This window comes from Brevibacillus laterosporus, assembly GCA_007833815.1.
Taxonomy (GTDB): Bacteria; Bacillota; Bacilli; order Brevibacillales; family Brevibacillaceae; genus Brevibacillus_B; species Brevibacillus_B laterosporus_D.
On the sequence record CP033464.1, the window covers coordinates 492501 to 516685 of the forward strand.

Here is a 24185-nt window from a genome sequence, read left to right on the forward strand (position 1 = left end):
ACCCTCCTGACAGTATTTTGTTGCAAGTTCAACGGGATCTCCTGCATCGCGTAAGCCTACAAACTGAACACCTTTCACCACACGCCCCTCTTTAACATCCAGACAAGGAATGATTCTCTTGGTTAACATGTTTGCTCGGCCTCCCCAATTTTAATGAAAGCATCGGTGAGGGAAATAGCTTCCGTGTAAAGAGCCTTTCCAACAATAGCTCCCTCCACACCACTCTTTCTCTGTTTTGCCAACGCAAGCAAATCATCTAAATGACTAACTCCTCCTGAAGCTATAACTTTTTTGCCAGTAGTCACTGCTATTTGGACAATCTCTTCTATATTAGGACCTGTTAATGTTCCATCACGTGCAATATCTGTATAAATGAACAATTCAGCGCCAAACTCTACCAATTGCTTGGCTAATTCTGTTGCCTTCATTTCCGTTGTGTTTAACCACCCTCTAGTTGCGACATACCCATCACGGCAATCCAGACCAATAGCAATTTGAGCCCCATAGCGACGTAATGCCTCCTCTGTAAAGAAAGAGTCCTCCATTGCCGCTGTCCCTAGGATAATCCTCGCTATCCCACGCTCCACATACGCTTCGATATCCTGTAGGGTACGAATACCGCCACCTATTTGGATAGGCACAGATACCGTTTTAGCCAGTTCTCCAATTAAATCAAGATGTACAGGGGTGCCTTCTTTTGCTCCATCTAGATCTACCACATGCAACCAAGATGCTCCTGCACTCGACCACATTCGTGCAATATCAACTGGCGAATCCCCGTATACTGTCTCTTGATTGTAATCCCCTTGGAATAAACGAACACATTTTCCTCCACGAATATCAATAGCAGGATAGATAGTAAAATTCATTGCAGAACCCCCTCGCATTGCTTTACGAAATTAGCTAGTAAGCGAATGCCTGTTAACCCGCTCTTCTCCGGATGAAACTGCATGCCGGCAATTTTTCCAGACGAAACGATCGCTGCTACATCATGATGGTAGTCTGTAGTAGCTAGCAAATGATTATGATTTTGTACCTGTACATAATAGGAGTGCACGAAATATGCATATTCCCCTTCCATTAAACCCTCTATTAAAGGATGATGATTACTTAGAGAAAGTTCATTCCACCCCATATGAGGGATTTTAAAATCTCCTTGAAACCGAACGACCCGACCTGGTAGTATATCTAAGCCTTTATGCACCCCATTCTCTTCACTCTCACTAAATAAAAGTTGCATACCTAAACATATCCCCAATAGCGGGCGATCTGTCCGTACGTATTCTCGGATCCCTTGATCTAGATTTGTTGCCCTTATATATTTCATGGCATCTCCAAAAGCACCCACACCTGGTAATAACAATCCACTATAGTTATTTAACCGTTCTGGTTGACTGACGATCTCATGTGCGTACCCTAAACGTTCCAAGGCTTTGCGTAAACTAAACAAGTTACCCATCCCATAGTCAATAATTCCAATCATGCCTACAGCATTCCTTTCGTAGAGGGGACTCCTTTTACTCGTGGGTCAAGTTGTGTAGCTTCATCAAGCGCACGTCCAAATGCTTTAAAGATCCCTTCAATCATGTGATGGGTATTTTGGCCATAATGCAAAATGACATGCACGTTCATCCGTGATTCTAGTGCAAATTTCCACAAAAATTCATGAACCAATTCAGTAGGAAATTGTCCGACTTGTTGAGAAGGATAAGTGGCCCGGTATTCCAAGTGTGGCCGATTACTTACATCAATCACCACTTGAGCCAAAGCATCATCCATGGGAACAAATGCATTCCCATATCGTTTTATCCCCTTTTTATCACCCAGCGCTTTACGGACGGCTTGCCCCAAACAAATCCCGATATCCTCAACCGTATGATGGTAATCAATCTCGATGTCTCCTACCGCTTCCACCTGTAATTGAAAATGGCCATGGCGTGTAAATAAATCAAGCATATGGGACAAAAAAGGAACGCCTGTGTTCAGCTTGCTCTCTCCATCTCCGTCTACTACAAATTGCAAAGATACATTTGTCTCGTTGGTTTTGCGCTTTATAGATGCTGTTCGATTCATTACCTGTTCCATCTCTTTCTCCTTTTCGGGTAGTTGATCACATTCTGTCATCAGGATTTATCATTATCACTAGCTAGTCTTACTTGGATGGCTCTGGCATGCGCCGTTAACCCCTCTGCCTCTGCCAACCTCACAATTTTTTCTCCATGCTCCATTAAATCAGCCTTACTATATGAGATAACGCTCATCTTTTTGATAAAATCATCCACAGACAAAGGCGAGGAGAAACGTGCCGTTCCATTTGTCGGTAAGACATGATTGGTTCCCGCAAAATAATCTCCTACAGGCTCGGAGCTGTAGCTACCTAAAAAAACAGCTCCTGCATTTTTTACTTTTCCTAAATGGCTAAAGGCGTCTTCCACAAGTAACTCCAAGTGCTCAGGAGCTAAACGATTGACTACTGCAAAACCTTCTTCCAGATCATTTACCACACAGATAGCTCCATAAGAGAGTAGGGAGGCTTCAGCAATCTTTTTTCGTGGCAAGCTCGCTACTTGCCGCTCCAATTCAAAAGCTACTTCCTCAGCTATTTTTTGAGATGTTGTGACCAAGATAGCTGATGCTAGTGGATCATGTTCCGCTTGTGACAAAAGATCAGCTGCAATGTAGCTGGGTGGAGCTGTTTCATCTGCTAACACTACAATCTCACTAGGACCTGCTATCATATCAATACTCACCACTCCAAAAACTTCACGTTTGGCTAACGCTACATAGATATTACCCGGCCCCACAATCTTATCTACGGAAGGAATGGTCTTGGTTCCATACGTAAGCGCCCCGATTGCTTGTGCTCCTCCAACTTTATAAATCTCCGTCACACCTGCGATCTCGGCAGCTACTACTACGGCTGGAGCGATATTCCCTTCTCGATCCGGCGGTGTGACCATAACAATTCTCTCAACCCCTGCGATTTGGGCCGGAATGGCATTCATTAGGACAGAGGAAGGATAGGAAGCTGAACCACCCGGAACATAAAGCCCTACGCTGTGCAAAGGACGTATCATTTGACCTAACATGGTTCCTGACTCCTTTGTGGTAAACCAAGACGTACGAGCCTGATGCTGATGGTATGCACGAATATTCTCGGCTGCTTCTCGCAAGGCTTCCTGAACTTCCTGTGAGACTAAAGCCTTTGCGGTTACATACTCTGCTTCTGTTACTCGAAGCTCATCTACTACTACCCCATCAAACTTTTGCGTACATGCACGAACAGCTTCATCTCCAAACTCTTTAACCGCTTGTAAAATCTCCCGTACTGCACATTGCTGTTCATTTGTGCCACTGTCGATACTGCGTTTCATTTTTAGTTCGTGAGCATTTGTGATCGTTAGCATCGTGCCTAGTTCCTCCTCTCCTTATCATCCTGGTACTCCTGTTTTTGGAATCACCTGCATAAATTTTTGGGCAATGTTGTCTACCGCTTCACTTTTCATCCGATAACTAGAACGGTTGGCGATTAATCTCGTGGTAATATCGCATATATGTTCAAGCTCCACGAGACCATTCTCTCGCAACGTCTGACCAGTAGAGACAATATCAACAATTCGTTCTGCCAATCCGATCAAGGGAGCCAATTCTACGGAACCATTTAACTTAATGACTTCGACCTGTTGGCCTTGCTTTCGAAAATAGCGAGATGCGATCGCTGGATACTTTGTAGCTACTCTTGGATGAACTGCTGGCTGATATTCAGCTAAACCAGCGACCACCATACGACATCTTCCAATCTCAAGATCAAGCAATTCATAAACGTCCCTATCTTCTTCTAATAAAACGTCTTTTCCTACCACGCCAACATCTGCTACACCATACTCCACATAAGTCGGTACATCTGCTGGTTTTGCTAAAATAAATTCCATCTGAAAATGAGGCACAGGGATAATTAACTTGCGGGAATCTTTCGAATTTTCTTCGATCACGACTCCTGCTTCTCGTAAAAAGACTAATGACTCTTCAAATATGCGACCTTTCGGCATCGCTATTGTTAATTTTTGCAATGATTCTGCCCCCCTCAAGCTGTCCCACCTCCCCAGATGACAACATGATTTTGTTGGCAATTTACAAAAGCACACTCTACCTCTACTGACCATCTAGCTGTAATAACGATATATTGTTCATTGCGTTTTTCCTGCGCATATCGAAGAGCCTCTTCTCGATTATGTTGCTCATATAAAATCACATATCGTTTTTGTTTAGACGGAGTTACTATGTTAGCTACCTGTAATAGACGATCAATCTCGAGTGCAAACCCTGTTGCAGCTGACGGTCGTCCAAATCTCTCTAACAACCGATCATATCGCCCCCCACTTAATAAAGGCGATCCCAGGTCTGCTGCATACCCTTCAAAAACAATGCCTGTATAGTAATCAAAGTGGCCAATAAGAGTAAAATCCAACAAGATATGCTCTTCCACACCATAAGCTTCCAACGCATCCCACAAATGTAAGATGGTTTGCATAGCTGCTATGGCTTTTGGAGTATGGGTGAGCTGTATTCCTTCCTCAATCATCTCCCTACCTCCACGTAATTGAAGTAAGTGGAGCAATCTATCCTTCTCTTCCGCGTTGAGAGATAATGTACTCACAACTTGACGATACCCCACATAATCTCTATGTTGTAGACATTTCCCTAACATAAGCCTCTCTTGCTTATCCATCACGATTTCTTCTAACAAACCTGATACCACATCCACATGGCCAACTGTTATTTTAAAAGCAGGTACACCCGCTGCTTGCAAACAGGAAATTGCTAGAGCGATCACCTCAGCATCAGCATCTACACTAGCCTCCCCAATTAGTTCCACTCCTGTTTGATAAAATTCAGCATGGCGTCCAGCCTCTTTCTCTTGCGCACGAAATACATTGGCTTGATAAAATAACCGGATGGGATACGGAACGTGCTTATACAAGGAAGATACGACACGTGCTATAGGTGCCGTTAGCTCAGGACGTAAAATGACAGTATGTCCTTGTTTATCCAGCAGCTTAAACATATGGTCGGTCAGGGTCGCACTCGCTGCTCCAACTGTTTCAAAGTACTCCAGTGAAGGCGTGGCAATTTCGTCATAGCCCCACCTAGATATGCATTGGCGCAAAATCCGTTCAATTCCACGTTGTTTTTGCAACAGCTCGGGCAATACATCTCGCATGCCCAATGGTTTTTCAAAAACCAAAGGTGTAGCCATCATCAGTCCCTCCTGCTCGCCTAAACACTTTACTCTGCTAATAAACTAAAGCGTTTGAATTAGTAGAAAATATACTACTAATTCACGGAGAGGTCAACATTTTTTTGCAACATCTTGTCTTTGTAGCATAATCTTTGCTTACTGGTTTAATGAAAAGTATTTCGCTCAAGCCTTTGACACAAGCAGACTCTCTGTTGCATTTTTATTAACTCTGATTAAAAAGCAAAAACCTTCGTCTCTATACGAGACAAAGGTCCTCTATTTCACTCTCGAATGGTTTGTAGCGGATTTCCACCAACAAATGCTCCTGCTGGCACATCACGGTGAACAACACTACCTGCTGCAATCACTGCATTATCACCAATAACTACCCCCGGTAAAATTGTAGTGTTTGCACCAATTAATACACGGTCACCAATGATAACTTCCCCTAGTCGATATTCATCAACTAAATATTCATGGGCTAAAATTGTAGTATTATAGCCAATTACACAATTGCGTCCAATCGTAATTAGTTCAGGAAACATAATATCCATCATGACCATCAATGCTACAGCAGATTGATCGCCTACTTTTATGCCAAGAAAGGTACGGTACATCCAATTCTTCACAAATACAAACGGACAATAACGCGCCAGTTGGATAACAGAAAAGTTTCTGCACACTTTCCAAAAACTCACGGTTTTATACATATGCCATAACGGATTTACTCCTCCCGCTACGGGATATCGCTTAGTGTTACGCATACGCGTCAGATTGCTCCTTTACCTCTCTCCATGGAGATACATCGACTTCTTAGATAAATGAATCATGATCTTCAATTGTATCCGTCAAACGCTTCGAGAAATGTACGGCCGCATTGTAGCCCATACGCTTCAAGCGATAGTTCATCGCTGCTACCTCGATGATAACAGCTAAATTTCGGCCCGGACGCACAGGGACGGTAATAACTGGCACATCTGTATCCATTACTTTCATTTTTTCTTCGTCTAGACCCAGACGCTCATAGTGCTTATGCTGATCCCATAGCTCCAGCTTTACTACCATATCAATGTTCTTCGTATTACGCACAGCTCCCGCACCGAACATCGTCATAACATTGATAATACCTACTCCACGGATTTCCAGTAGATGTTGAATTAAATCAGGTGCCATTCCTGTTAAATGACCTTCTTGTGTTTGACGAATCTCTACAGCATCATCGGCTACGAGACGATGTCCACGCTTAACCAGCTCTAGGGCTGTCTCACTTTTTCCAATTCCACTTGCACCCAGAATAAAAACACCCACTCCATACACATCCGTAAGAACCCCATGAATAGTAGCAGTTGGAGCAAGGCGATCTTCTAAATAATTGGTTAGTTTACTTACCAAACTCGTCGTTGGAAGAGGAGACTGAATCACAGGTACCCCTCTGTGATTAGACACATCTAAAACCTCTTGGGGTAGCTCCAGATTACGTGCTACACATAAGCAAGGCGTCTCCTCACTCATCAAGAAGCTGAGTCTATCAACTATGGCTTCTTTAGGCAATGTATGTAAAAATTCCATCTCTGTCATTCCAAGAATTTGGATGCGTTCCCCAGGATAATGGGATTTATAACCCGCTAGCTGTAATCCAGGACGACTTAAATCAGTAACGCTAATCGGGCGACTTAACCCTTGCTCACCACTTACTATTTTTAGTTGAAAATGTTCGACAAGATGACTGACATTAACCATTTGCATCAAACACCACTTTCCCAGCCGAGATTGCTGTTTTCCGTAATTTCTTATCCCTATTGTAACGAACCCATCTTGTGCAAACAACTCTCTTAGTGAAACGTCTTTTATTTTTCAGGTATGATATAAATCAAAAGCTAGAGCTAAGTCTGGTCTCTGTTATTGAATGCGGAAAAGGAAGAGAAAAGACACCCTCTGAAAAGGATGCCTTTACATTGTTGCACGTTACTTTTTTTGTTTACGTCTGATTAACTAGTTCTTGAATCCGTTCTTGTGTCCGCTTACGATCACGTTCAAGGACAGGTCCCAAGAATTCACCCGTATACGACCCTTTAACCTTAGCTACCTCTTCTGGAGTGCCAGTGGCTACAATATTCCCTCCACGTGTACCCCCCTCAGGACCGAGGTCGATTATATGGTCTGCTGTCTTAATAACATCTAGATTATGTTCAATAACCAAAACAGTGTCCCCATTCTCTACTAATCGCTGCAATACTTTTAACAAACGATCAATGTCGTAGGTATGCAATCCTGTCGTAGGCTCATCTAGGATGTACATGGTGCGCCCCGTACTTCGGCGATGTAGTTCAGATGCTAATTTAACACGTTGAGCTTCCCCGCCTGATAACGTGGTAGCCGGTTGCCCTAACTTCATGTAGCCTAAACCAACATCAAGCAAGGTTTGAACCTTACGTTGGATTTTCGGTACATTTTTGAAAAACTCCACCGCATCTTCCACTGTTGTTTCCAGAATATCAGAAATGCTTTTGCCTTTATATTTAACCTCTAAGGTTTCACGATTGTATCGTTTACCATGACAAACCTCACAAGGAACATATACATCAGGTAGGAAATGCATTTCGATCTTGATAATGCCGTCTCCTGTGCAAGCCTCGCAACGCCCGCCCTTTACGTTAAAGCTAAATCGCCCTTTTTTATATCCACGTACTTTTGCTTCATTGGTGGAGGCAAACAGGTCACGAATATCATCAAACACACCTGTATACGTAGCTGGGTTAGAGCGTGGTGTACGTCCAATTGGTGACTGGTCAATATCAATTACCTTGTCCAAATACTCCAGGCCATTAATTCGTTTAAAATCACCAGGCTTGGCTTTTGCTCGATTTAGTTCACGTGCCAAAGCTTTTTGTAGAATCTCATTGATTAAGGTACTTTTTCCTGAACCAGAGACACCCGTCACAGCAACGAACACACCTAAAGGAATCTTGACGTTTACATTTTTTAAGTTGTTTTCTTTTGCCCCTTCAATAACCACCCATTTGTCGCAAGCCTCTCCATTTTGAGCAGGCTGACGTCTTTCAAGAGGAACAGGGATGAATTTGCGCCCACTTAAATAAGCTCCTGTTAGAGAATCAGGGTTTTCCATCACCTCTTGCGGGGTTCCTTCCGCCACAATCTGCCCACCATGAATCCCAGCTCCAGGACCAATATCAATAATGTAATCGCAGGCTAGCATCGTATCCTCGTCATGCTCTACTACGATAAGTGTATTTCCGAGGCTTGTCATATGCTCCAGCGTTTTGATCAAGCGAGCATTGTCACGCTGATGTAGACCAATACTTGGCTCGTCCAAGATATACAATACTCCCATTAGACTAGAACCAATTTGTGTAGCTAATCGTATCCGTTGAGCTTCTCCACCTGATAAAGTTCCTGCGGCTCGACTTAATGTCAAATAGTCAAGACCTACATCAATGAGGAAATTCAGTCTTGCTTTAATCTCTTTTAGGATCATATGAGCGATCTTTACATCCTTCTCGCTTAATTCAACTTGATCAAAAAATTGATGAGCATCGACAATAGATAGACCGGTTAGCTCTGATATATTACGTTTTCCGATCAAAACAGCAAGACTTTCTTGGCGCAATCGTTGACCCCTACATACTGGACAAGCCTTTTGCCCCATGAACTCTTCAATTTGTTCTCGTATATAATCAGAGCTAGTTTCTAGATGACGTCTCTGTAAGTTAGGAATCACACCTTCAAATGCCACTGTTGCCTCACGCACTTGACCAAATTCATTCTCATAGCGAAATTGAATTTTTTCACCTTTGCTACCATATAAAACGATCTGCATTTGTTCTTCTGGCAACTCTTCCACTGGCACATCTGTAGGAATGCTAAAGTGGCGGCAAGCTGATTCTAACAATTGCGGGTAATAGGTGGAAGACTTAGGCTCCCATGCTGCTATAGCACCCTCTGATAATGTTTTAGTAGAATCGGGAACGACGAGATCAGAATCAACTTCCATCCGCACTCCCAATCCATCACATTCCGAGCAGGCTCCATACGGACTATTAAAAGAGAAAATTCGTGGTTCCAACTCGCCAATAGAGAATCCACAGATTGGGCAAGCATGCTTCTCACTAAACAATAGTTCTTCCTGATCAATTACATCGACAATTACCTTGCCGTCCGCCAAACGCAAAGCTGTTTCCAAGGAATCAGCAATACGTGTCTGTGAGTCAGGTTTAACAACAATCCGATCTATTACAACTTCAATACTATGCTTCTTGTTTTTTTCCAAACTAATCTCTTCTGATAAATCTCGAACTTCCCCATCTACACGCACGCGTACATACCCTTGTTTGCGGATATCTTCTAATAGCTTTACATGCTCTCCTTTACGTCCTTGAACTAAAGGAGCGAGAATTTGCATACGTGTTCGTTCCGGAAATTCCATCACACGATCTACCATTTGTTCGATCGTTTGTGAACTGATTTCTATTCCGTGAGTAGGGCAAACGGCTTTACCAATACGTGCATATAACAGACGCAAATAATCATAGATCTCCGTCACTGTTCCTACAGTAGAACGTGGATTGCGACTTGTGGTCTTCTGATCAATAGAAATAGCCGGTGAAAGACCATCGATTGAATCTACATCAGGCTTATCCATTTGTCCTAAGAATTGACGAGCATAAGCAGACAATGACTCGACATAGCGACGTTGTCCTTCTGCGTAGATCGTATCAAAAGCAAGTGACGATTTTCCAGAACCAGATAGTCCCGTTAAAACAACAAATTTATCTCGTGGGATGACGACATCTATGTTTTTTAAATTATGAGCGCGTGCACCTTTCACCACGATCCGATCTAATGGCATGTATTTCACTCCCTACAGGTCTGCTTTCAGCTCCAATATCAAATCACGAAGCTCTGCTGCACGTTCGAACATAAGATTGCGTGCCGCTTCCTTCATTTCCTCTTCCATTCGTTCGATGACTAAAATGCGATCTTTTTTCGGCATCTTCTTTACATCCAAGTGTGGTAGATAATCAGCTTTCTCCTCTGCCACTCTTGTTGCTTCAATAACTCCTCGAACCGCTTTTTGAATCGTTTGTGGCGTGATACCGTGTTTTTCGTTATAAGCAATCTGGATGTTACGACGACGTTCTGTTTCTTGAATGGCTTTCGTCATAGAATCAGTCATTTTGTCAGCGTACATAATAACGCGACCCTCTGAATTCCGCGCAGCACGCCCAATTGTTTGAATTAATGACCGTTCATTGCGCAGAAAGCCTTCTTTATCAGCGTCTAAAATCGTAACTAACGAGACTTCCGGTAAATCCAACCCTTCCCGCAACAAGTTAATACCCACCAACACATCAAATTCACCCAATCGTAAGGAGCGTAAAATCTGCATGCGCTCAATCGTCTTGATATCAGAGTGAAGGTAACGGACTTTAATACCAATCTCCTTCAAGTAATCGGTTAGGTCTTCTGACATTTTCTTCGTAAGCGTCGTTACCAAAACACGCTCGTCTTTAGCAATGGTTGCCTGAATTTCACCGATTAAATCATCAATTTGACCTTTTATCGGACGAACTGTAATAGTTGGGTCAACTAGACCCGTCGGACGAATGACTTGCTCCGCCATTTTAGGTGTATGTTCCAGTTCATATACTCCCGGTGTAGCCGAAATATAGACGGCTTGCGTTAGTTTCTTTTCAAATTCCTCGAACTTAAGTGGGCGGTTATCACGTGCTGACGGCAAGCGGAAACCATGCTCCACCAGTACGTCTTTGCGCGCTCTATCGCCATTGTACATCCCGCGTATTTGCGGCAGAGTCATATGCGACTCATCTATAACCATCAAGAAATCGTCTGGGAAGTAATCAAGCAATGTATATGGGGGATGACCTTCTGGTAACCCAGTCAAATGACGGGAATAGTTTTCAATTCCTGAGCAAAAGCCCATTTCAAGCATCATCTCTATATCGTATCTCGTACGCTGTTCTAGCCGTTGGGCTTCCAACAGTTTGCCTGCTGCCTGAAATTCTAGCAAGCGTAATTCTAGCTCCTGTTCAATATTCTCAACAGCCTTCTTCAATTTTTCCTCACGGGTAACAAAGTGGGAGGCAGGAAAAATCGCTACGTGATCTCGATTGCCCATAATCTCACCAGTTAATACATCAATCTCCGTAATGCGCTCAATTTCATCACCAAAAAACTCTACTCGTATTGCCTGTTCACTGCGCGACGCCGGGAATATCTCCAGCACGTCTCCTCGAACACGAAACGTCCCACGAGTAAAGTTAATATCATTGCGATCATATTGAATATCTACCAAACGATGCAAAACCTCATCTCTGCTTTTTTCCATGCCCGCACGCAGAGAAAGCACCATTTCTCTATATTCAATCGGGGAACCTAAACCATATATGCAAGAAACGGAAGCTACAATGATAACATCCCGTCTCTCTAATAACGAACTAGTTGCTGAGTGACGTAATTTATCGATCTCATCATTTACACTTGAATCCTTTTCAATGTACGTATCCGAATGAGGAATGTAGGCTTCCGGTTGATAGTAATCGTAGTAACTAACGAAGTATTCTACCGCATTATTTGGGAAAAATTCACGAAATTCTGCTGCCAGCTGAGCAGCCAACGTTTTATTATGAGCCATGACTAGCGTAGGTTTGTTCACCTGAGCAATCATATGAGCAGCTGTAAAAGTTTTACCTGTTCCGGTAGCACCCAGCAGGGTTTGATGGCGCTTGCCTGCCTTTATCCCTTCCACCAACTCCGCAATAGCAACAGGCTGATCACCTGATGGCGTATACTCCGAAACTAACTCAAAACGATCCACGGTCCCCTCATCCTCCTTTATATATCCTATCCTTCATTATAGCACAATCATTTAACATCCAAGCAAAAAATCGAACGTTTGTTTGTCTATTCGTTATAAGTGATTTTACCGATAATAAAGAAAGATAGCAAGTCTATCTATCTGATAATTTTTACCCATTTGGGAGGAAAATGAATGCCGACCAACAACATACAAAACGCGACACCTAAGTCCTCAGTACAACAGGAATATAGTTATGGCGATAAACGTGAATTCTCTACTGGTTTAGATAGCGAGGCTTTTATGAAGCTGATGATTGCCCAGCTAAAAAATCAGGACCCGATGTCACCAATGGACAACTCACAATTCATGATGCAAACCGCTATGATGACGATGGTAGAAAAAGTGTCGAATATAGAAAAGCTCATGAAGGAATCAAATAGTAGCTTATTAAACGTAAAAGAGTACGAGCAAATAATCGGTAAAAAAGCGACCTATGAAGTGGCTCGTAAAGATCCGGATACTGGAAGACAGTACGTAACAACAGCTTCTGGTGTAATTGACGGTGTAAAAATGGTTGATGGTAAAATTCGGTTCTTGGTGGGCGACGATATTATCTCCCAACAGCAAATTCACGGCTTAGAATCGCTAGTTTCTCAATCTGGCGTTGACCAAACTCTAAAATATGCCAATATGATCGGTTATAAAGCTACTTATATGGAACAGGTAAAAGACGAAGACGGCAAAGAAACGTCAAAAGAAGCAACAGGCGTCATTCAAGCAATCAGCATGAAAAATGGCTTAGTTGAATTTATTTTAACTGACGGCAAAAAGATTAAGTCTACGGATATCGTTGGGCTTGAAGTAGTAAAACCAGAACTAGAACCAGAACCAGAGGAAGAAGTAAAACCGCCTTCTGAGCCAGGGGATACAGATGGTACTGGTGAAACAGATGGAAGCGGCGAAACGGATGGCTCCTAAAATCCTGATGGTTCTGAAACTCCTGATGAACAAGAAAAACTCACTACCTAAGAATTGATAAGAACAACAAAAAACTTCTTTTCAAAAGACAAAGATGACCTCACTAAGTAGCTTGAGGTCATCTTTTGTTTTTCATGCTTGCTTCAATGAAGTCTTATCTATCCCAATAGTCTTCTATACATGTTCTGCGGTTAGTCGCTGCTCCATACTAAGAACACCATTAATTTTGTAATAAGGAATCTGATCTGGGTGTTCCATGCTTCTGGCCAGCTCTTCCTGCTCCCATTTTCTTAATATCTGCGCAGCCTCTTCCATTCTAATTCCTGCCCCGTAAGCAAATTCATGTATGGTCAACGCTCCGCCCTTTTGCTCTGCTACCTGAAAGCCCATTCTCTCCATTCGTTCTGACTCGGTCGATACTCGAGAAGCGATCGTGCCAAGAGCAAGTAAGAAAATGATCCCCCATGCAATTCCAAACATCCACATACCATACCTATCAGCAACATAACCTCCCACCCCACTTAGTAGACAGGCTAGCCTGGTGTATTGCATAAATTGAATGATCAGTTTATTACTGTGTTCCATAGGTGAGAAAAAGGAATGATTCTGATTAATAACCGATTGATCTGTTATCTCTGGAAAATAATATAGTATAGAGCCATCATCTAACGTATGAATAGATGCATATCTATTTTTGATAAAGATATCCTTCTTTTTCAAAAATGTAACCCATGATATCTATCTCTCTCATTCACTTCATGGTCTTGTTACTCTGAACATAGCTAGAAATGCCCAGCAGAATAAAAAAGCTAAGGGAAACAGACGTAGCTACAATATATATTTTTGCATGTTCAAGGATATAATGTTTATCTACAAGATCAAATAGTACAATGAGCAACACAAGTAATACCTTAACAAGAATATTTCCTGCTGTAAAAAAACGAACCACTTTGTTTTCACGTATAGATTCAGGTACTATGACGTTTAACAGCTGAGCATGATTCTTTTTAGTCATCTGCTTCTGATTTTCGTTCCAGTTATCTTCATCATCCCAATCATCGTCTTCGTCTTCATCTTCTTCATCCCATTCATTGTCACATTCATCATCATTCTCCTGATCACTATCCTGATTAGATCGCTCCAACGATTGTAATATGTAAGGGTCTAAATGATATATAGTTCCACTCTCAGTATTAATAACACTCATAAATACTCCCTTTTCCTCTAAATCCCTTACTATTCTGTCACATTCATCTAGACGTAACGAAGATTCTAAAGAAAATAACGGGATAGATAATCTCCCATTATGCCTACCTGCAATAGACAAGGCTAATGCTTCACAACTAGATCGATATTCTCTTTTAAGTAAACGTTTTTTTCGAATAGAGAAAGCTAGGAAAACTATGGTTATTATACCGATAAGGACGGCGATAAAAATAGCATTTTCTTGGATTTTTCTAAACGTATAGACAATTGCTAGTATGGTAGAAAGATTTGAACCTCTCACGGCTGAAGCCACGAGATTCCTAAGTACGGAAACCTAACGGTTTCTAATTGATTAGGCGATCCCCACAGTTCCTGTGGTTAATGCGATTATGCAGTCAATAGTCTTTTGCCTTCGGCTAGAATGTTCAAACTTGCGTTTACGTCTCTGTCCCATTCGCTGTGGCAACTTGGGCACGTCCATTTACGCAAATTCAGGTTTTTAACCTCTTTGTTTTGGTATCCACAGCACGAACAAATCTGAGAGGAAGCAAATGTTTTTCCTACTGCAACGACAGTGCGACCATACCAGGATGCTTTGTATTCAAGCATGGTTCTGAACTGATACCAAGACACTTCGCTAATGGCTTTGGCTAACTTGTGATTCTTCATCATGTTTGATACCTGCAAATCTTCAATCGCAATGATGTCGTGGTTTTTGACAATATGCGTTGAAATCTTTTGCAAATAGTCTGTTCGTGCATTTGCAATCCGTTCATGGATTCGAGAAACCTTAATCCGTTGCTTATTCCAATTTGAGGAACCTTTCACACGTCTGGAAAGGATGCGTTGTTCACGAATTAGTTTTTGTTCCATATTCCGCAGGAATTTTGGATTTTTAAATACTTCTCCATTGGATAGAATAGCGAAATCTTTAAGTCCAACGTCAATCCCGACTTCTTTGTTTGTTTTCGGCAATTGTTGTACATCTGTTTCTACTAACAACGAAACAAAGTATTTGCCAGAAGGATTACGTCTGATTGTAGCGTTTAAAATACGCCCTTCCACTTCTCTTGATTTTGCAAAGCGAACAAGACCAAGTTTTGGGAGTTTGATTTTATTTTCTACAATCGCCATATTTCCGTTCGTGTGTTTGGTTGTATAGGATTGAACCTTGTTCTTTTTGCTTTTGAAACATGGTGCATCATTTTGTTTTTTGAAAAATCGTGAAAAGGCGTCTGCAAGATTCTTTAAAGACGATTGAATAGCTATGCTATCTACTTCTTTGAGCCAAGTTAATTCTTTTTTCAGATTAGGTAGTTCGGAAGAACACGTTCCATATGACAATCTATTACCTGTCTCATTGTACGTATCGTTCCACTTAGCCAAAAAGTGATTGAAAACGAATCGACTACATCCAATCGTTTTAGCAATGAGAACTTCTTGTGCCTTGTTGGGAAATATACGGAATTTGTATGCTTTGTTCACTACCATTGATCTCACCTCACTTTCTGATTTTGAATGTATTGTCGTATTTGTGCTTCTGTGTGTTCGCTAACCGTTGCCACAAAATAAGAAGGATTCCAAAGATTCCCACCCCATAGCTTCTTTTTAAGCTGGGGAAACTCTTTAAATAGCAACCTTGCCGAAACGCCTTTTAACGCTTTGATGATACTCGGAATTGAATGTTGCGGACTACAATCAATCATGAGATGAACATGATCACAATCACTTTCGATTTCTGAAATCGTGAAATCATTGTCTGTAGCAAGCTGATTCAGTATTTCTTTTAATCTTGTATCTACATCTCCAAGCAACACTTTATGGCGATATTTTACACACCATACAATATGGTATTGGATAGAGTACACATTTCCCCTACCATGTTTAACTTCTGCCATGTTATTCACCTCAATGATAGGATAGCACATGTCAAAATTTTTTCAAATTATTCTGTTTAAATATCAGCGTTTTTATTGATCACCAAGTCAACATATGTCGGACAATTAACATGTCAGAAGACACGCTTTGCCCGAAGCCGATTCATCTCATGATTAAAATCACGAGTGTTCTCAGCTAATTCATAAAAATATAAAACCAAGTACAAATAAATCCTCTCTCTGTTGCTTCGTTCTTTCTGATTCTACGTCTCTTGTATAGATCGCCAATGATCCCATTCACCTCTTTATTATTCAAACCCAGGAAAATAAAAAAATAATATCTCCTGTCTGAGCCACACTTAGTTCTGCATATCCTTGCTTTTGTAGTTTCTGTAACGCTTCTATTGCCTGTTTAATAGTTAATTCAGTTTGGGCCGCTATATCAGATGGTGTGATATAACCTTTTCTGTTTTCAGCTATTGCTAGAATTTGTAGAATCATAGTGGATTCCGTATTCCAAAAAGGCTTTCTTTCCATGAACCCCTCATATCTTTGCTCCTCCCTTTCTAATTGCCACGGAATAATTGCAAGAAAACAAATGAGATAAGAAACCAACCAAACTGTAAAAGGGTCACTTTCAAATCCAATTAATGGAACTGACCAATACAAAAAAACCGAGTAAAGGACTGCCATACTTGTCCTTTACTCGGGTAATACATGATGTTCTAACTTCTATCTTCTAAATTCCAAGCTCGTGCTCTCCTTTAGACTTATTCTTCTTACCTCCATGTAAACCAATCTCTTGCATTGAAACAAAATGTGTTGTCCGCTCATCTGGTACCACAATAATGCCAAGCTGATGGTGTTGTCCAGCATAGATGGCACTCTGCGTAAATTTGATTTCATTATCTAGCGTCAGTACTTCCATTTTACAAAAGGCAGGATTGGCCTGTAGCGCTGGATATAAATCTTCCTTACTAGAGATTGGATGCCCATTTACCTTGATGATCACTTCGCCAATCCTGATGCCCATTACCTCTGCTGGTGTCCCTGGAAGAACAGCCATCACTTTCAATCCTTTACTAGCAGGAACATAGTAAGGAGGTAGCTTTTCTTCTTGCCGTGAACTTAACCATCCCAACCATTCATGTCCAAAAAACGCGAATAAAGCAGCTCCATAAACAAGAGGAGGTACGACTACAGCTGCATAGCTTATTCCAAGCAAAATGAATGAGTAGAGAAGTAAATGCTTGGATAGAGAGTCCGCTTTTGCTTGAGGTGTTCTCGTTTTAGTAATGGCAGAAAAGCCCGTAACTGCTGGCAAAAGTAGCATCCCTAGTGAAGCCATTGCCCAATCTAGGGAAAATAAGGGCCAACCTGAAAATAAAGCAGGTATAGTATATACCCCTTCTGTCACAGGGGTCAGTACAATCACAGGTGTTAACCAAAAAGAGTGAAGTTGATAGGCACCTACAACTCGTCCGCGTTTACCTTCTACAAACAGCGGAGATGCATGTCTACCTCCATGGCTTCTAATAAACCATGCTTCTACGATATGTAATAGGGCTACTAAAGCTAAGATCGGTGCTGGATTAGCGTGAGCGAACCATCCCCAAACTTTGTCAACACCGGAAATCTCACCTGCGATAGGAAATAATTTTGCAATCCCATGTAAACCAGTAAAAATAGCTGTTCCATATGCCAAACAGAGAAATCGAAATCTAACAAAGGCAAGTAATAGGGCAATACCCCAGACGATCCACATATCAGATACCTGAATGAAAATCCCTAGTAATCCAGCTACTACACTCACAAATAAACCACCTATAACCCCCAGGCCAACGGAACGAAGGGTCTGTGCTAATGGCGATTGAATTCGTACGGAAAACAGTTGACGCTCCCATAGCATTTGTTTGCGATAATGCAAATAGATAAATATGAGAAACGCATATAAGAGCGGATTTAACAGAAAATGTACCAATGCGTACAAATAGTTACTTATAAGGTCCCAGAGCACAGTCAATTTTCTCCCCCCTCAAAAAATATATAGAGCTCTCGGCGACTCCCAAGCCTCTAGTGCCGGCAAGTGCTATAACCACGTAAAAAAGAACCACGACCGTTTTGTTCGTGGTTCTTACTTTCTACAGAATAGAAAGGTTTCCCTGCTTTTCTTATGTGGATTATTTTCCCTTAGACTGTGAAGTTATTTCCATTGCTTGTTGCAATTGGCGATCATTTTTCGGATCTTTCATCACTTTAATTAAAGCTGTTTGCATCACAACACCGGTGTTTTGATCCACTTTTCCTGTAGCTTCTAGATTGTGCGTCTGTTGGAACTTTTTCACAGCTGTTTCTGTTGAAGCGTCATAGTAGCCATCCATGCGATCTGGTTTTAATTGCAAACCTTCAAGAATTAACTGTAGGTTCTTGACTTCCAAACCGTTCATATCCCGTGATAATACCTTATCATGCGGAAGCTGTGTTGCTTTGAAATAATCTGGCTGAGTGACAGCTACATTTGGTTGAATTCCTTTTTTATGAATCCATTCCCCTTTTGGTGTTAGCCATTTAGCAATAGTGAGCTTTAATTGGCTCTTATCGTTCATTTCCATTGTGTTCTGAACGGTACCTTTACCAAACGTTTTTTCACCCACCAATTTTGCATCTGCACTCTCAGAAAGAGCACCCGCTAAAATTTCAGAAGCACTAGCTGACCCTCCATCAATTAAAACAGTAATAGGATATGGTTTTCCTTTATCTGCTTTGGAGTAGAACGTTTCTACTTGCTCATTATTGTTTCCATAAGAGATTTCAACAATTTTTCCCTTGTTAGGAATCAAGCCTTCACTGATACTTGTTGTCGCCTTTAGATAGCCACCTGGGTTACCACGAACATCAATAATTAGTCCTTGAATTCCCTTTTTCTCTAGTTCAGCCAATTCTCTATTAAAATCGTCAGCTGTAGCACTAGCGAAGGAGGTAATCTCCAATTTACCGATCTTTTTACCGTTGCTCTCTAGCATAGAGCTATAGACTGTCTCGATTGGAATATCATCTCGAACAATCACGACAGTAATCGGCTCTGGATGCCCTGCACGGAAGATTTTAAGGGTAGCCTTCGTACCTTTAGGACCACGAATTTTGCTAACCGCTTTATGCAAATCTAAGCCTTCCAAAGATTCGCCATTAACACTAAGCACCTGATCGTTTGGACGTAGTCCCGCCTTTTCCGCCGGGGAGGTTTTTATAGGTGACACAATGGTAAGCTTACCATCTTTCATTGTTACTTCTGCACCAATTCCTTCAAAAGAGGAATTGAGAGAGGCATTGAATTCTTCTGCTGCCTTAGGATCCATATAGTCTGAATACGGATCATCCAACGCAGAGATCATGCCATTGATGGCACCCTCCATGAGTTTGTCATCAGCTACCTCATGCACGTAACGCGATTTAATTATTTTATATACTTCCTGTAGCTTGGCAAAGTCTTTTGATGAACCTTGTCCATTACCAAGGGAGAAAAGACCGTTGCTTCCGCCGGCCACCGCTGCATTTGTTGCAGAGCTTAACGGAACTGTCTTCACAGCAATTACAGTTAAGAGACTGCTGGTCAACATACCAGCTAGCACAAGAGCAAGCACCTTGCGTCCGTTCCATTTCATACTATACACCATCCTTTTTGTCTGCCATGGAAAAGCTATGCAACTAGTGTATGCAAAGTGGACCTACAATATTTGTGGGAATCCTAGCGGATGTAAGGTGCTGGATCAACCGGTCGGTTATTTTTGTACACAGTGAAATGCAAATGGTTACCAGTTGAACGTCCAGTGGAGCCTACTTCTGCAATCTTTTCACCACGTTTTACCGCCTGACCAAGCCTAACCATAATTCCGCCCTCACGAATATGTCCATATAACGTACTGATTTCATTATTGTGCTGAATAACGACTGCATTACCATATCCACGCATGGTTCCAGCAACAATAACGATGCCATCTTCGGCCGCTTTAATCGTTGTTCCTCTCGGCGCCGCCATGTCTAATCCATCGTGTCCCGCGGTTTTACCTGTGAATGGATCTGCTCGATAACCAAACGAGGAAGTAAGAACAAACGAATCAAGCGGAACTCCCAATTTTCCACCTGTGTAATTACTTACACTGCTTAAGTTGCTCTTTTCTAATAGTTTAGCAGATTCTGCTTGAATCATCGCTCTCATTTCTTCCTGTGCTTCCGCTTCGATTTCCAAGAGAGTCGATTCTTTCTTCTTAAGTTCTGCTTTAACGACGACACTGCGATTATATTGTCGATCCAGTTCCTCTTTTAAATCTTCGCTTTTTGAAAACATATTTTTATAGGAAGCAAGTAAATTATCCACGTCTTTCTTCCGTTTTTCAATGGTTTGTTTATCCTTTTTGTTCTCTTCCAAAATACGGTTATCCTGTTCCACGATTAACTTCATTCCATGCATACGTGTTAACAAATCACCAAAATCAGAAGAACCCATCAAAACGTCCAGATAGGATACTTTCCCTCGCTTATACATCGCTTTGACACGTGTCTTTAATAAATCATCACGCTTTGCCACCCGATCTACAGCAGAATCTAAGTCTTCCTGTGCTACCACTGCTTTCTTAGCGGTCACGTTGATATCTTTATCCAGCTTGTCCAGCTTTTGTTGTGTTTCTTCCCGCTTCAGATCGATGGAGAATAACTCATGATCTAAATTTTTCTGCTCGCTTCTCACTGTATTAATTTGACTCTTAATATTATTGACCTGATTTTGTTGTTTCTTTTTCTCTGATCTGATTTGTTCTAGCTCACGATTAATCGTTTGTAAAGATTTCTTGCTGGCATACCCCGCAGGAGCAGGCGATAATCCCCATGCCAGCATACTGGTCGCTAAAACAGTAAGAATGAGGTTATTCTTTTTCATTCCATTGTGACCTCCCATAGCCTTATTCTATCAATTGCTCTAACATTTACACTTTCAAGAATTTGCGAACGGAAAGCATACTTCCCCAAATTCCAATGAAGGCACCAATTCCCATCAACAGCAATCCTACCTGATAAGCAAACGGGTCCATTGGCAATAACGGAAGCATCGAGCTATACATACTGGCATGTATTTCTTGCAACAGATAGTAGTAACCTATTGAAAGTATGGTAATAGGAATAATCGCTCCCATCACACCCATAAACAGACCTTCAACAAAGAAAGGCCAACGAATAAACCAGTTGGTTGCTCCAACTAACTTCATAATCTCAATTTCGCGACGACGTGCAACAATCGTTAATTTAATGGTATTAGCAATGAGGAACATTGCTGTGAAAGCTAACCCAATAATAAAGAAAATCCCCACGTTGCGCATAATATTGGTAGCAACAAACAAATTGTTGACCGTATCTGCCCCATAGTCGACATCTTCAATATGTTCCATCTCTTTGACTTGTTGAGCGACAAAATCTACATCTTTTGGTTCTTTGGTTTTAACAACCAGTGTATCTGGTAGTGGGTTTTCTTTTTCCAAGCCATCCAGAAGCTTGCCATTCTCACCTAGTTGTTCCCGTAAATCCTTTAACCCCTGATCTTTAGGAACATATGTAACGGTATCTACAGCAGGTAGTACCTTCACTTGTTTTTGTAAGTTCTCTGCTACCGCTTTATCAGAAGTAACATCCATGAATACACGTATTTCAACTTGATTTTCAACCAATTTTGCCATGTGGTTTACGTTTAAAGCGAGTAATAAGAATACACCTAATATCAATAAAGTAATGGTTACGGCACTGACCGAAGCAAAAGTCATCCAACCATTCCGCCCCAGATTCTTTACCCCTTCACGCACATGGCGACCATATGTACTAATCTTCATAACCGTATTCCCCTCTCTGTTCATCGCGGGCAATTTCACCAGCTTCAATCGCGATGACACGGCGGCGAATCGTATTAACAATCTCACGGTTATGTGTTGCCATTACAACGGTAGTTCCACGCTGATTGATCTCTTCAAACAAACGCATAATATCCCAAGAGGTCTCGGGATCAAGGTTACCAGTAGGCTCGTCCGCAATAATAATACTTGGATTGTTAACGATAGCCCGCGCCAATGCCACACGTTGTTGCTCCCCACCCGATAATTCTCCTGGTAGCATTTTTGCTTTATGCTTTAATTTCACAAGACCAAGCACATCTAGAACGCGAGGCTTGATAGCTTTCTTATTCGCCTCTATTACTTCCATCGCAAATGCAACATTTTCAAATACCGTTAAAGTTGGCAATAGTTTAAAATCCTGAAAAACAACACCGATACTTCGGCGCACATTTGGTATCTGTTTCTCTTTAATACGACTTACATTAAATCCGTTTAAAAAGATTTGCCCTTTTGTCGGCCGCTCTTCGCGATACATTAATTTAATAAAGGTAGATTTACCTGCACCACTCGGTCCTACAACATAGACAAATTCACCCTTATCAATTTTTACATTAATCCCCTTTAGCGCATTAGTGCCATTGGGATATGTTTTCCAGACATCATACATCTCGATCATCTAAATCACACCCTACTATCGGTTATGTTCTTGAGGCATCAGAAAAAGACAAAAAATACTAGCATCTGATCACTTTTTCTATTATACCACTGAGTTTCTTTGTTGTTATCCCCTAATTATCGCATTTCTTGTCGTCAAAATGGAAAAAAACAACAAAAAAATGTGAGCTTGTACCCACATTTTTATATTGACATCTATTTTTTTACTTTTTTGACATATGGTAGTGTTAAGTGAAAACTAGTCCTCTCTCCTCCATTTCTGTAGAATAAGAATGTATAACACTTTGCCACTTATGTAAGGAGGCTTTTGCTACATGAATAATTTTGTGTATCACAATCCCACTCAGCTTATTTTTGGAAAAGGTCAACTAAGCCAATTATCTAAGAAGATTGAGACACTAGGAAAAAATATTCTGCTGGTATACGGTGGCGGGAGCATTAAAAAGACGGGTTTATACGATAAGATTATAGCCATCTGTGCCGAGCAAGGTAGTAACGTCACGGAGTTATTCGGCGTTGAGCCAAATCCTCGACTCCATACCGTCAAAAAGGGTATTGATCTTTGTCACAGTAATCAAATTGATTGGATTTTAGCAGTAGGCGGCGGAAGCGTGATTGATGCTGCCAAAGCAATAGCAGTAGGTGCTGTCTATGATGGCGATGTCTGGGATTTCTATACGCAAAAAGCCAGAGCAAAGAAGGCCCTTCCTCTTGGTACGGTCCTCACCTTAGCTGCTACCGGCTCTGAAATGAACATGGGTAGCGTCATCACCAATTGGGACACAAAAGAGAAGCACGGGGCAGGTACAACGTTCCCACACTTCTCTATTTTAGATCCTGAGCATACCTTTAGCGTTCCGCGTGATCAAACTATTTACGGCATATGCGATATCATGTCACATGTATTTGAACAGTATTTCTCACATACGCCTGAAATTCCATTGCAAACACGCATTGCTGAATCCATTTTAAAGACAGTCATCGAAAATGCAGAACGTGTCTTACAGCATCCTGAAGATTTTGATGCCAGATCACAATTACTTTACGCTGGTACCATGGCTTTAAATGGTACGTTAGCGATGGGCGTTACAACTGACTGGGCTACACATGGCATCGAGCATGCCGTCAGTGCCGTGTATGATATTCCACACGGTGGGGGACTTGCAATCATCTTCCCTAACTGGATGAGATATGTATATAAAGAAAATCTAGACCGATTCAAGCGTTTCGCAACAGAAGTATGGGACGTAAATCCGTCAGGAAAAACAGACGAGGAGATTGCCTTAGAGGGTATCTCGAAATTAGAAGCCTTCTTTACTCAAATCGGAGCACCTCGTCGCTTGGCTGATTATAAGATTACCGATGAACTCCTTGATCTCATGGCAGAAAAAGCTGTGCCTTTTGGACCAATTGGCGCTTTTAAACCACTTCAAAAAGAGGACGTGCGGGAAATTTTGCGCATGAGTTTGTAAAGATGAAATAAGTCCCCTGCTTCCGCT

Annotated in this window: 23 protein-coding genes (1 of these 23 only partly in view); 2 read left to right on the forward strand and 21 right to left on the reverse strand. The window is 41.6% G+C overall.

Annotated elements, in window-relative coordinates:
• From hisF to uvrB, 11 genes are all read right to left on the reverse strand, one after another.
• A protein-coding gene (hisF, locus tag EEL30_03625; protein QDX91533.1) for an imidazole glycerol phosphate synthase subunit HisF crosses the window boundary here: on the reverse strand, window positions 1-129 show its start. It extends 663 nt beyond the left edge of the window; the window shows 129 of its 792 coding nt (coding positions 1-129); the start codon lies at window positions 127-129; its stop codon lies off the left edge, out of view.
• Window positions 123-869: a 1-(5-phosphoribosyl)-5-[(5-phosphoribosylamino)methylideneamino]imidazole-4-carboxamide isomerase gene (gene hisA, locus EEL30_03630; GenBank protein ID QDX91534.1), complete on the reverse strand. Its 747-nt coding sequence runs from the start codon at window positions 867-869 to the stop codon at window positions 123-125. Before hisA ends, hisF begins: the two co-directional genes overlap by 7 nt.
• A complete protein-coding gene (gene hisH, locus EEL30_03635) occupies window positions 866-1483 on the reverse strand; it encodes an imidazole glycerol phosphate synthase subunit HisH (GenBank protein QDX91535.1) in 618 nt (205 codons plus the stop codon). Before hisH ends, hisA begins: the two co-directional genes overlap by 4 nt.
• Before the next feature lie 2 nt (window positions 1484-1485).
• Window positions 1486-2073, reverse strand: coding sequence for an imidazoleglycerol-phosphate dehydratase HisB (gene hisB / locus EEL30_03640; GenBank protein QDX95660.1), 588 nt, complete (start codon window positions 2071-2073; stop codon window positions 1486-1488).
• A gap of 50 nt (window positions 2074-2123) precedes the next feature.
• Window positions 2124-3407 (reverse strand): histidinol dehydrogenase, encoded by a 1284-nt coding sequence (gene hisD / locus EEL30_03645; GenBank protein ID QDX91536.1) that lies wholly within the window; start codon window positions 3405-3407, stop codon window positions 2124-2126.
• Window positions 3408-3431: 24 nt separating this feature from the next.
• Entirely contained in the window at window positions 3432-4088 is a 657-nt protein-coding gene (locus EEL30_03650) for an ATP phosphoribosyltransferase (GenBank protein ID QDX91537.1), read from the reverse strand.
• Window positions 4085-5257 carry an ATP phosphoribosyltransferase regulatory subunit gene (locus EEL30_03655; protein QDX91538.1) on the reverse strand — a complete coding sequence of 391 codons (1173 nt, stop codon included), beginning with the start codon at window positions 5255-5257 and terminating at the stop codon, window positions 4085-4087. Before EEL30_03655 ends, EEL30_03650 begins: the two co-directional genes overlap by 4 nt.
• Before the next feature lie 263 nt (window positions 5258-5520).
• Window positions 5521-6003 carry an acyltransferase gene (locus EEL30_03660; protein ID QDX91539.1) on the reverse strand — a complete coding sequence of 161 codons (483 nt, stop codon included), beginning with the start codon at window positions 6001-6003 and terminating at the stop codon, window positions 5521-5523.
• A gap of 49 nt (window positions 6004-6052) precedes the next feature.
• A complete protein-coding gene (locus EEL30_03665) occupies window positions 6053-6985 on the reverse strand; it encodes an HPr kinase/phosphorylase (GenBank protein ID QDX91540.1) in 933 nt (310 codons plus the stop codon).
• A gap of 232 nt (window positions 6986-7217) precedes the next feature.
• Window positions 7218-10106 carry an excinuclease ABC subunit UvrA gene (uvrA, locus tag EEL30_03670; protein QDX91541.1) on the reverse strand — a complete coding sequence of 963 codons (2889 nt, stop codon included), beginning with the start codon at window positions 10104-10106 and terminating at the stop codon, window positions 7218-7220.
• A gap of 12 nt (window positions 10107-10118) precedes the next feature.
• Window positions 10119-12095 (reverse strand): excinuclease ABC subunit UvrB, encoded by a 1977-nt coding sequence (uvrB, locus tag EEL30_03675; GenBank protein ID QDX91542.1) that lies wholly within the window; start codon window positions 12093-12095, stop codon window positions 10119-10121.
• A 174-nt stretch (window positions 12096-12269) separates the two neighbouring features.
• Between uvrB and EEL30_03680 the strand changes: the two genes are divergently transcribed.
• Entirely contained in the window at window positions 12270-13055 is a 786-nt protein-coding gene (locus EEL30_03680) for a flagellar hook capping family protein (GenBank protein ID QDX91543.1), read from the forward strand.
• A gap of 174 nt (window positions 13056-13229) precedes the next feature.
• Here the strand turns inward: EEL30_03680 and EEL30_03685 are convergent, their stop codons facing one another.
• From EEL30_03685 to ftsE, 10 genes are all read right to left on the reverse strand, one after another.
• Window positions 13230-13775: a hypothetical protein gene (locus EEL30_03685; GenBank protein ID QDX91544.1), complete on the reverse strand. Its 546-nt coding sequence runs from the start codon at window positions 13773-13775 to the stop codon at window positions 13230-13232.
• Between the two features lie 31 nt (window positions 13776-13806).
• Window positions 13807-14574 carry a hypothetical protein gene (locus tag EEL30_03690; protein QDX91545.1) on the reverse strand — a complete coding sequence of 256 codons (768 nt, stop codon included), beginning with the start codon at window positions 14572-14574 and terminating at the stop codon, window positions 13807-13809.
• A 74-nt stretch (window positions 14575-14648) separates the two neighbouring features.
• Window positions 14649-15752: a transposase gene (locus EEL30_03695; protein ID QDX91546.1), complete on the reverse strand. Its 1104-nt coding sequence runs from the start codon at window positions 15750-15752 to the stop codon at window positions 14649-14651.
• A 5-nt stretch (window positions 15753-15757) separates the two neighbouring features.
• Window positions 15758-16159, reverse strand: coding sequence for an IS200/IS605 family transposase (tnpA, locus tag EEL30_03700; GenBank protein QDX91547.1), 402 nt, complete (start codon window positions 16157-16159; stop codon window positions 15758-15760).
• A gap of 291 nt (window positions 16160-16450) precedes the next feature.
• Complete coding sequence (locus EEL30_03705) at window positions 16451-16831, reverse strand: hypothetical protein (protein ID QDX91548.1); 381 nt, start codon at window positions 16829-16831, stop codon at window positions 16451-16453.
• A gap of 46 nt (window positions 16832-16877) precedes the next feature.
• Window positions 16878-18161, reverse strand: a complete 1284-nt coding sequence (locus EEL30_03710) for a PDZ domain-containing protein (GenBank protein ID QDX91549.1) — start codon at window positions 18159-18161, stop codon at window positions 16878-16880.
• Window positions 18162-18318: 157 nt separating this feature from the next.
• Complete coding sequence (locus EEL30_03715) at window positions 18319-19800, reverse strand: PDZ domain-containing protein (GenBank protein ID QDX91550.1); 1482 nt, start codon at window positions 19798-19800, stop codon at window positions 18319-18321.
• An 83-nt stretch (window positions 19801-19883) separates the two neighbouring features.
• A complete protein-coding gene (locus EEL30_03720; protein QDX91551.1) occupies window positions 19884-21071 on the reverse strand; it encodes a metalloendopeptidase in 1188 nt (395 codons plus the stop codon).
• A 46-nt stretch (window positions 21072-21117) separates the two neighbouring features.
• On the reverse strand, window positions 21118-22011 hold the full coding sequence (locus EEL30_03725) for an ABC transporter permease (protein ID QDX91552.1): 894 nt from the start codon (window positions 22009-22011) through the stop codon (window positions 21118-21120).
• The gene (gene ftsE, locus EEL30_03730; protein ID QDX91553.1) at window positions 22001-22687 is read right to left on the reverse strand and encodes a cell division ATP-binding protein FtsE; all 687 of its coding nucleotides are present in this window, start codon (window positions 22685-22687) and stop codon (window positions 22001-22003) included. The genes EEL30_03725 and ftsE overlap by 11 nt, the downstream gene beginning before the upstream one ends.
• Before the next feature lie 313 nt (window positions 22688-23000).
• On the opposite strand from ftsE, the gene EEL30_03735 reads away from it, so the two are divergent.
• On the forward strand, window positions 23001-24158 hold the full coding sequence (locus EEL30_03735) for an iron-containing alcohol dehydrogenase (protein QDX91554.1): 1158 nt from the start codon (window positions 23001-23003) through the stop codon (window positions 24156-24158).
• Window positions 24159-24185: the final 27 nt, after the last annotated feature.

Bases quoted from the DNA above. Each gene is read 5' to 3' on its own strand.
- hisA (QDX91534.1), bottom strand. From the start codon at position 869: ATGAATTTTACTATCTATCCTGCTATTGATATTCGTGGAGGAAAATGT.
- hisH (QDX91535.1), bottom strand. From the start codon at position 1,483: ATGATTGGAATTATTGACTATGGGATGGGTAACTTGTTTAGTTTACGC.
- hisB (QDX95660.1), bottom strand. From the start codon at position 2,073: ATGAATCGAACAGCATCTATAAAGCGCAAAACCAACGAGACAAATGTA.
- hisD (QDX91536.1), bottom strand. From the start codon at position 3,407: ATGCTAACGATCACAAATGCTCACGAACTAAAAATGAAACGCAGTATC.
- EEL30_03655 (QDX91538.1), bottom strand. From the start codon at position 5,257: ATGGCTACACCTTTGGTTTTTGAAAAACCATTGGGCATGCGAGATGTA.
- EEL30_03660 (QDX91539.1), bottom strand. From the start codon at position 6,003: ATGCGTAACACTAAGCGATATCCCGTAGCGGGAGGAGTAAATCCGTTA.
- EEL30_03665 (QDX91540.1), bottom strand. From the start codon at position 6,985: ATGCAAATGGTTAATGTCAGTCATCTTGTCGAACATTTTCAACTAAAA.
- uvrA (QDX91541.1), bottom strand. From the start codon at position 10,106: ATGCCATTAGATCGGATCGTGGTGAAAGGTGCACGCGCTCATAATTTA.
- EEL30_03680 (QDX91543.1), top strand. From the start codon at position 12,270: ATGCCGACCAACAACATACAAAACGCGACACCTAAGTCCTCAGTACAA.
- EEL30_03695 (QDX91546.1), bottom strand. From the start codon at position 15,752: ATGGTAGTGAACAAAGCATACAAATTCCGTATATTTCCCAACAAGGCA.
- tnpA (QDX91547.1), bottom strand. From the start codon at position 16,159: ATGGCAGAAGTTAAACATGGTAGGGGAAATGTGTACTCTATCCAATAC.
- EEL30_03705 (QDX91548.1), bottom strand. From the start codon at position 16,831: ATGGCAGTCCTTTACTCGGTTTTTTTGTATTGGTCAGTTCCATTAATT.
- EEL30_03715 (QDX91550.1), bottom strand. From the start codon at position 19,800: ATGAAATGGAACGGACGCAAGGTGCTTGCTCTTGTGCTAGCTGGTATG.
- EEL30_03720 (QDX91551.1), bottom strand. From the start codon at position 21,071: ATGAAAAAGAATAACCTCATTCTTACTGTTTTAGCGACCAGTATGCTG.
- EEL30_03725 (QDX91552.1), bottom strand. From the start codon at position 22,011: ATGAAGATTAGTACATATGGTCGCCATGTGCGTGAAGGGGTAAAGAAT.
- ftsE (QDX91553.1), bottom strand. From the start codon at position 22,687: ATGATCGAGATGTATGATGTCTGGAAAACATATCCCAATGGCACTAAT.
- EEL30_03735 (QDX91554.1), top strand. From the start codon at position 23,001: ATGAATAATTTTGTGTATCACAATCCCACTCAGCTTATTTTTGGAAAA.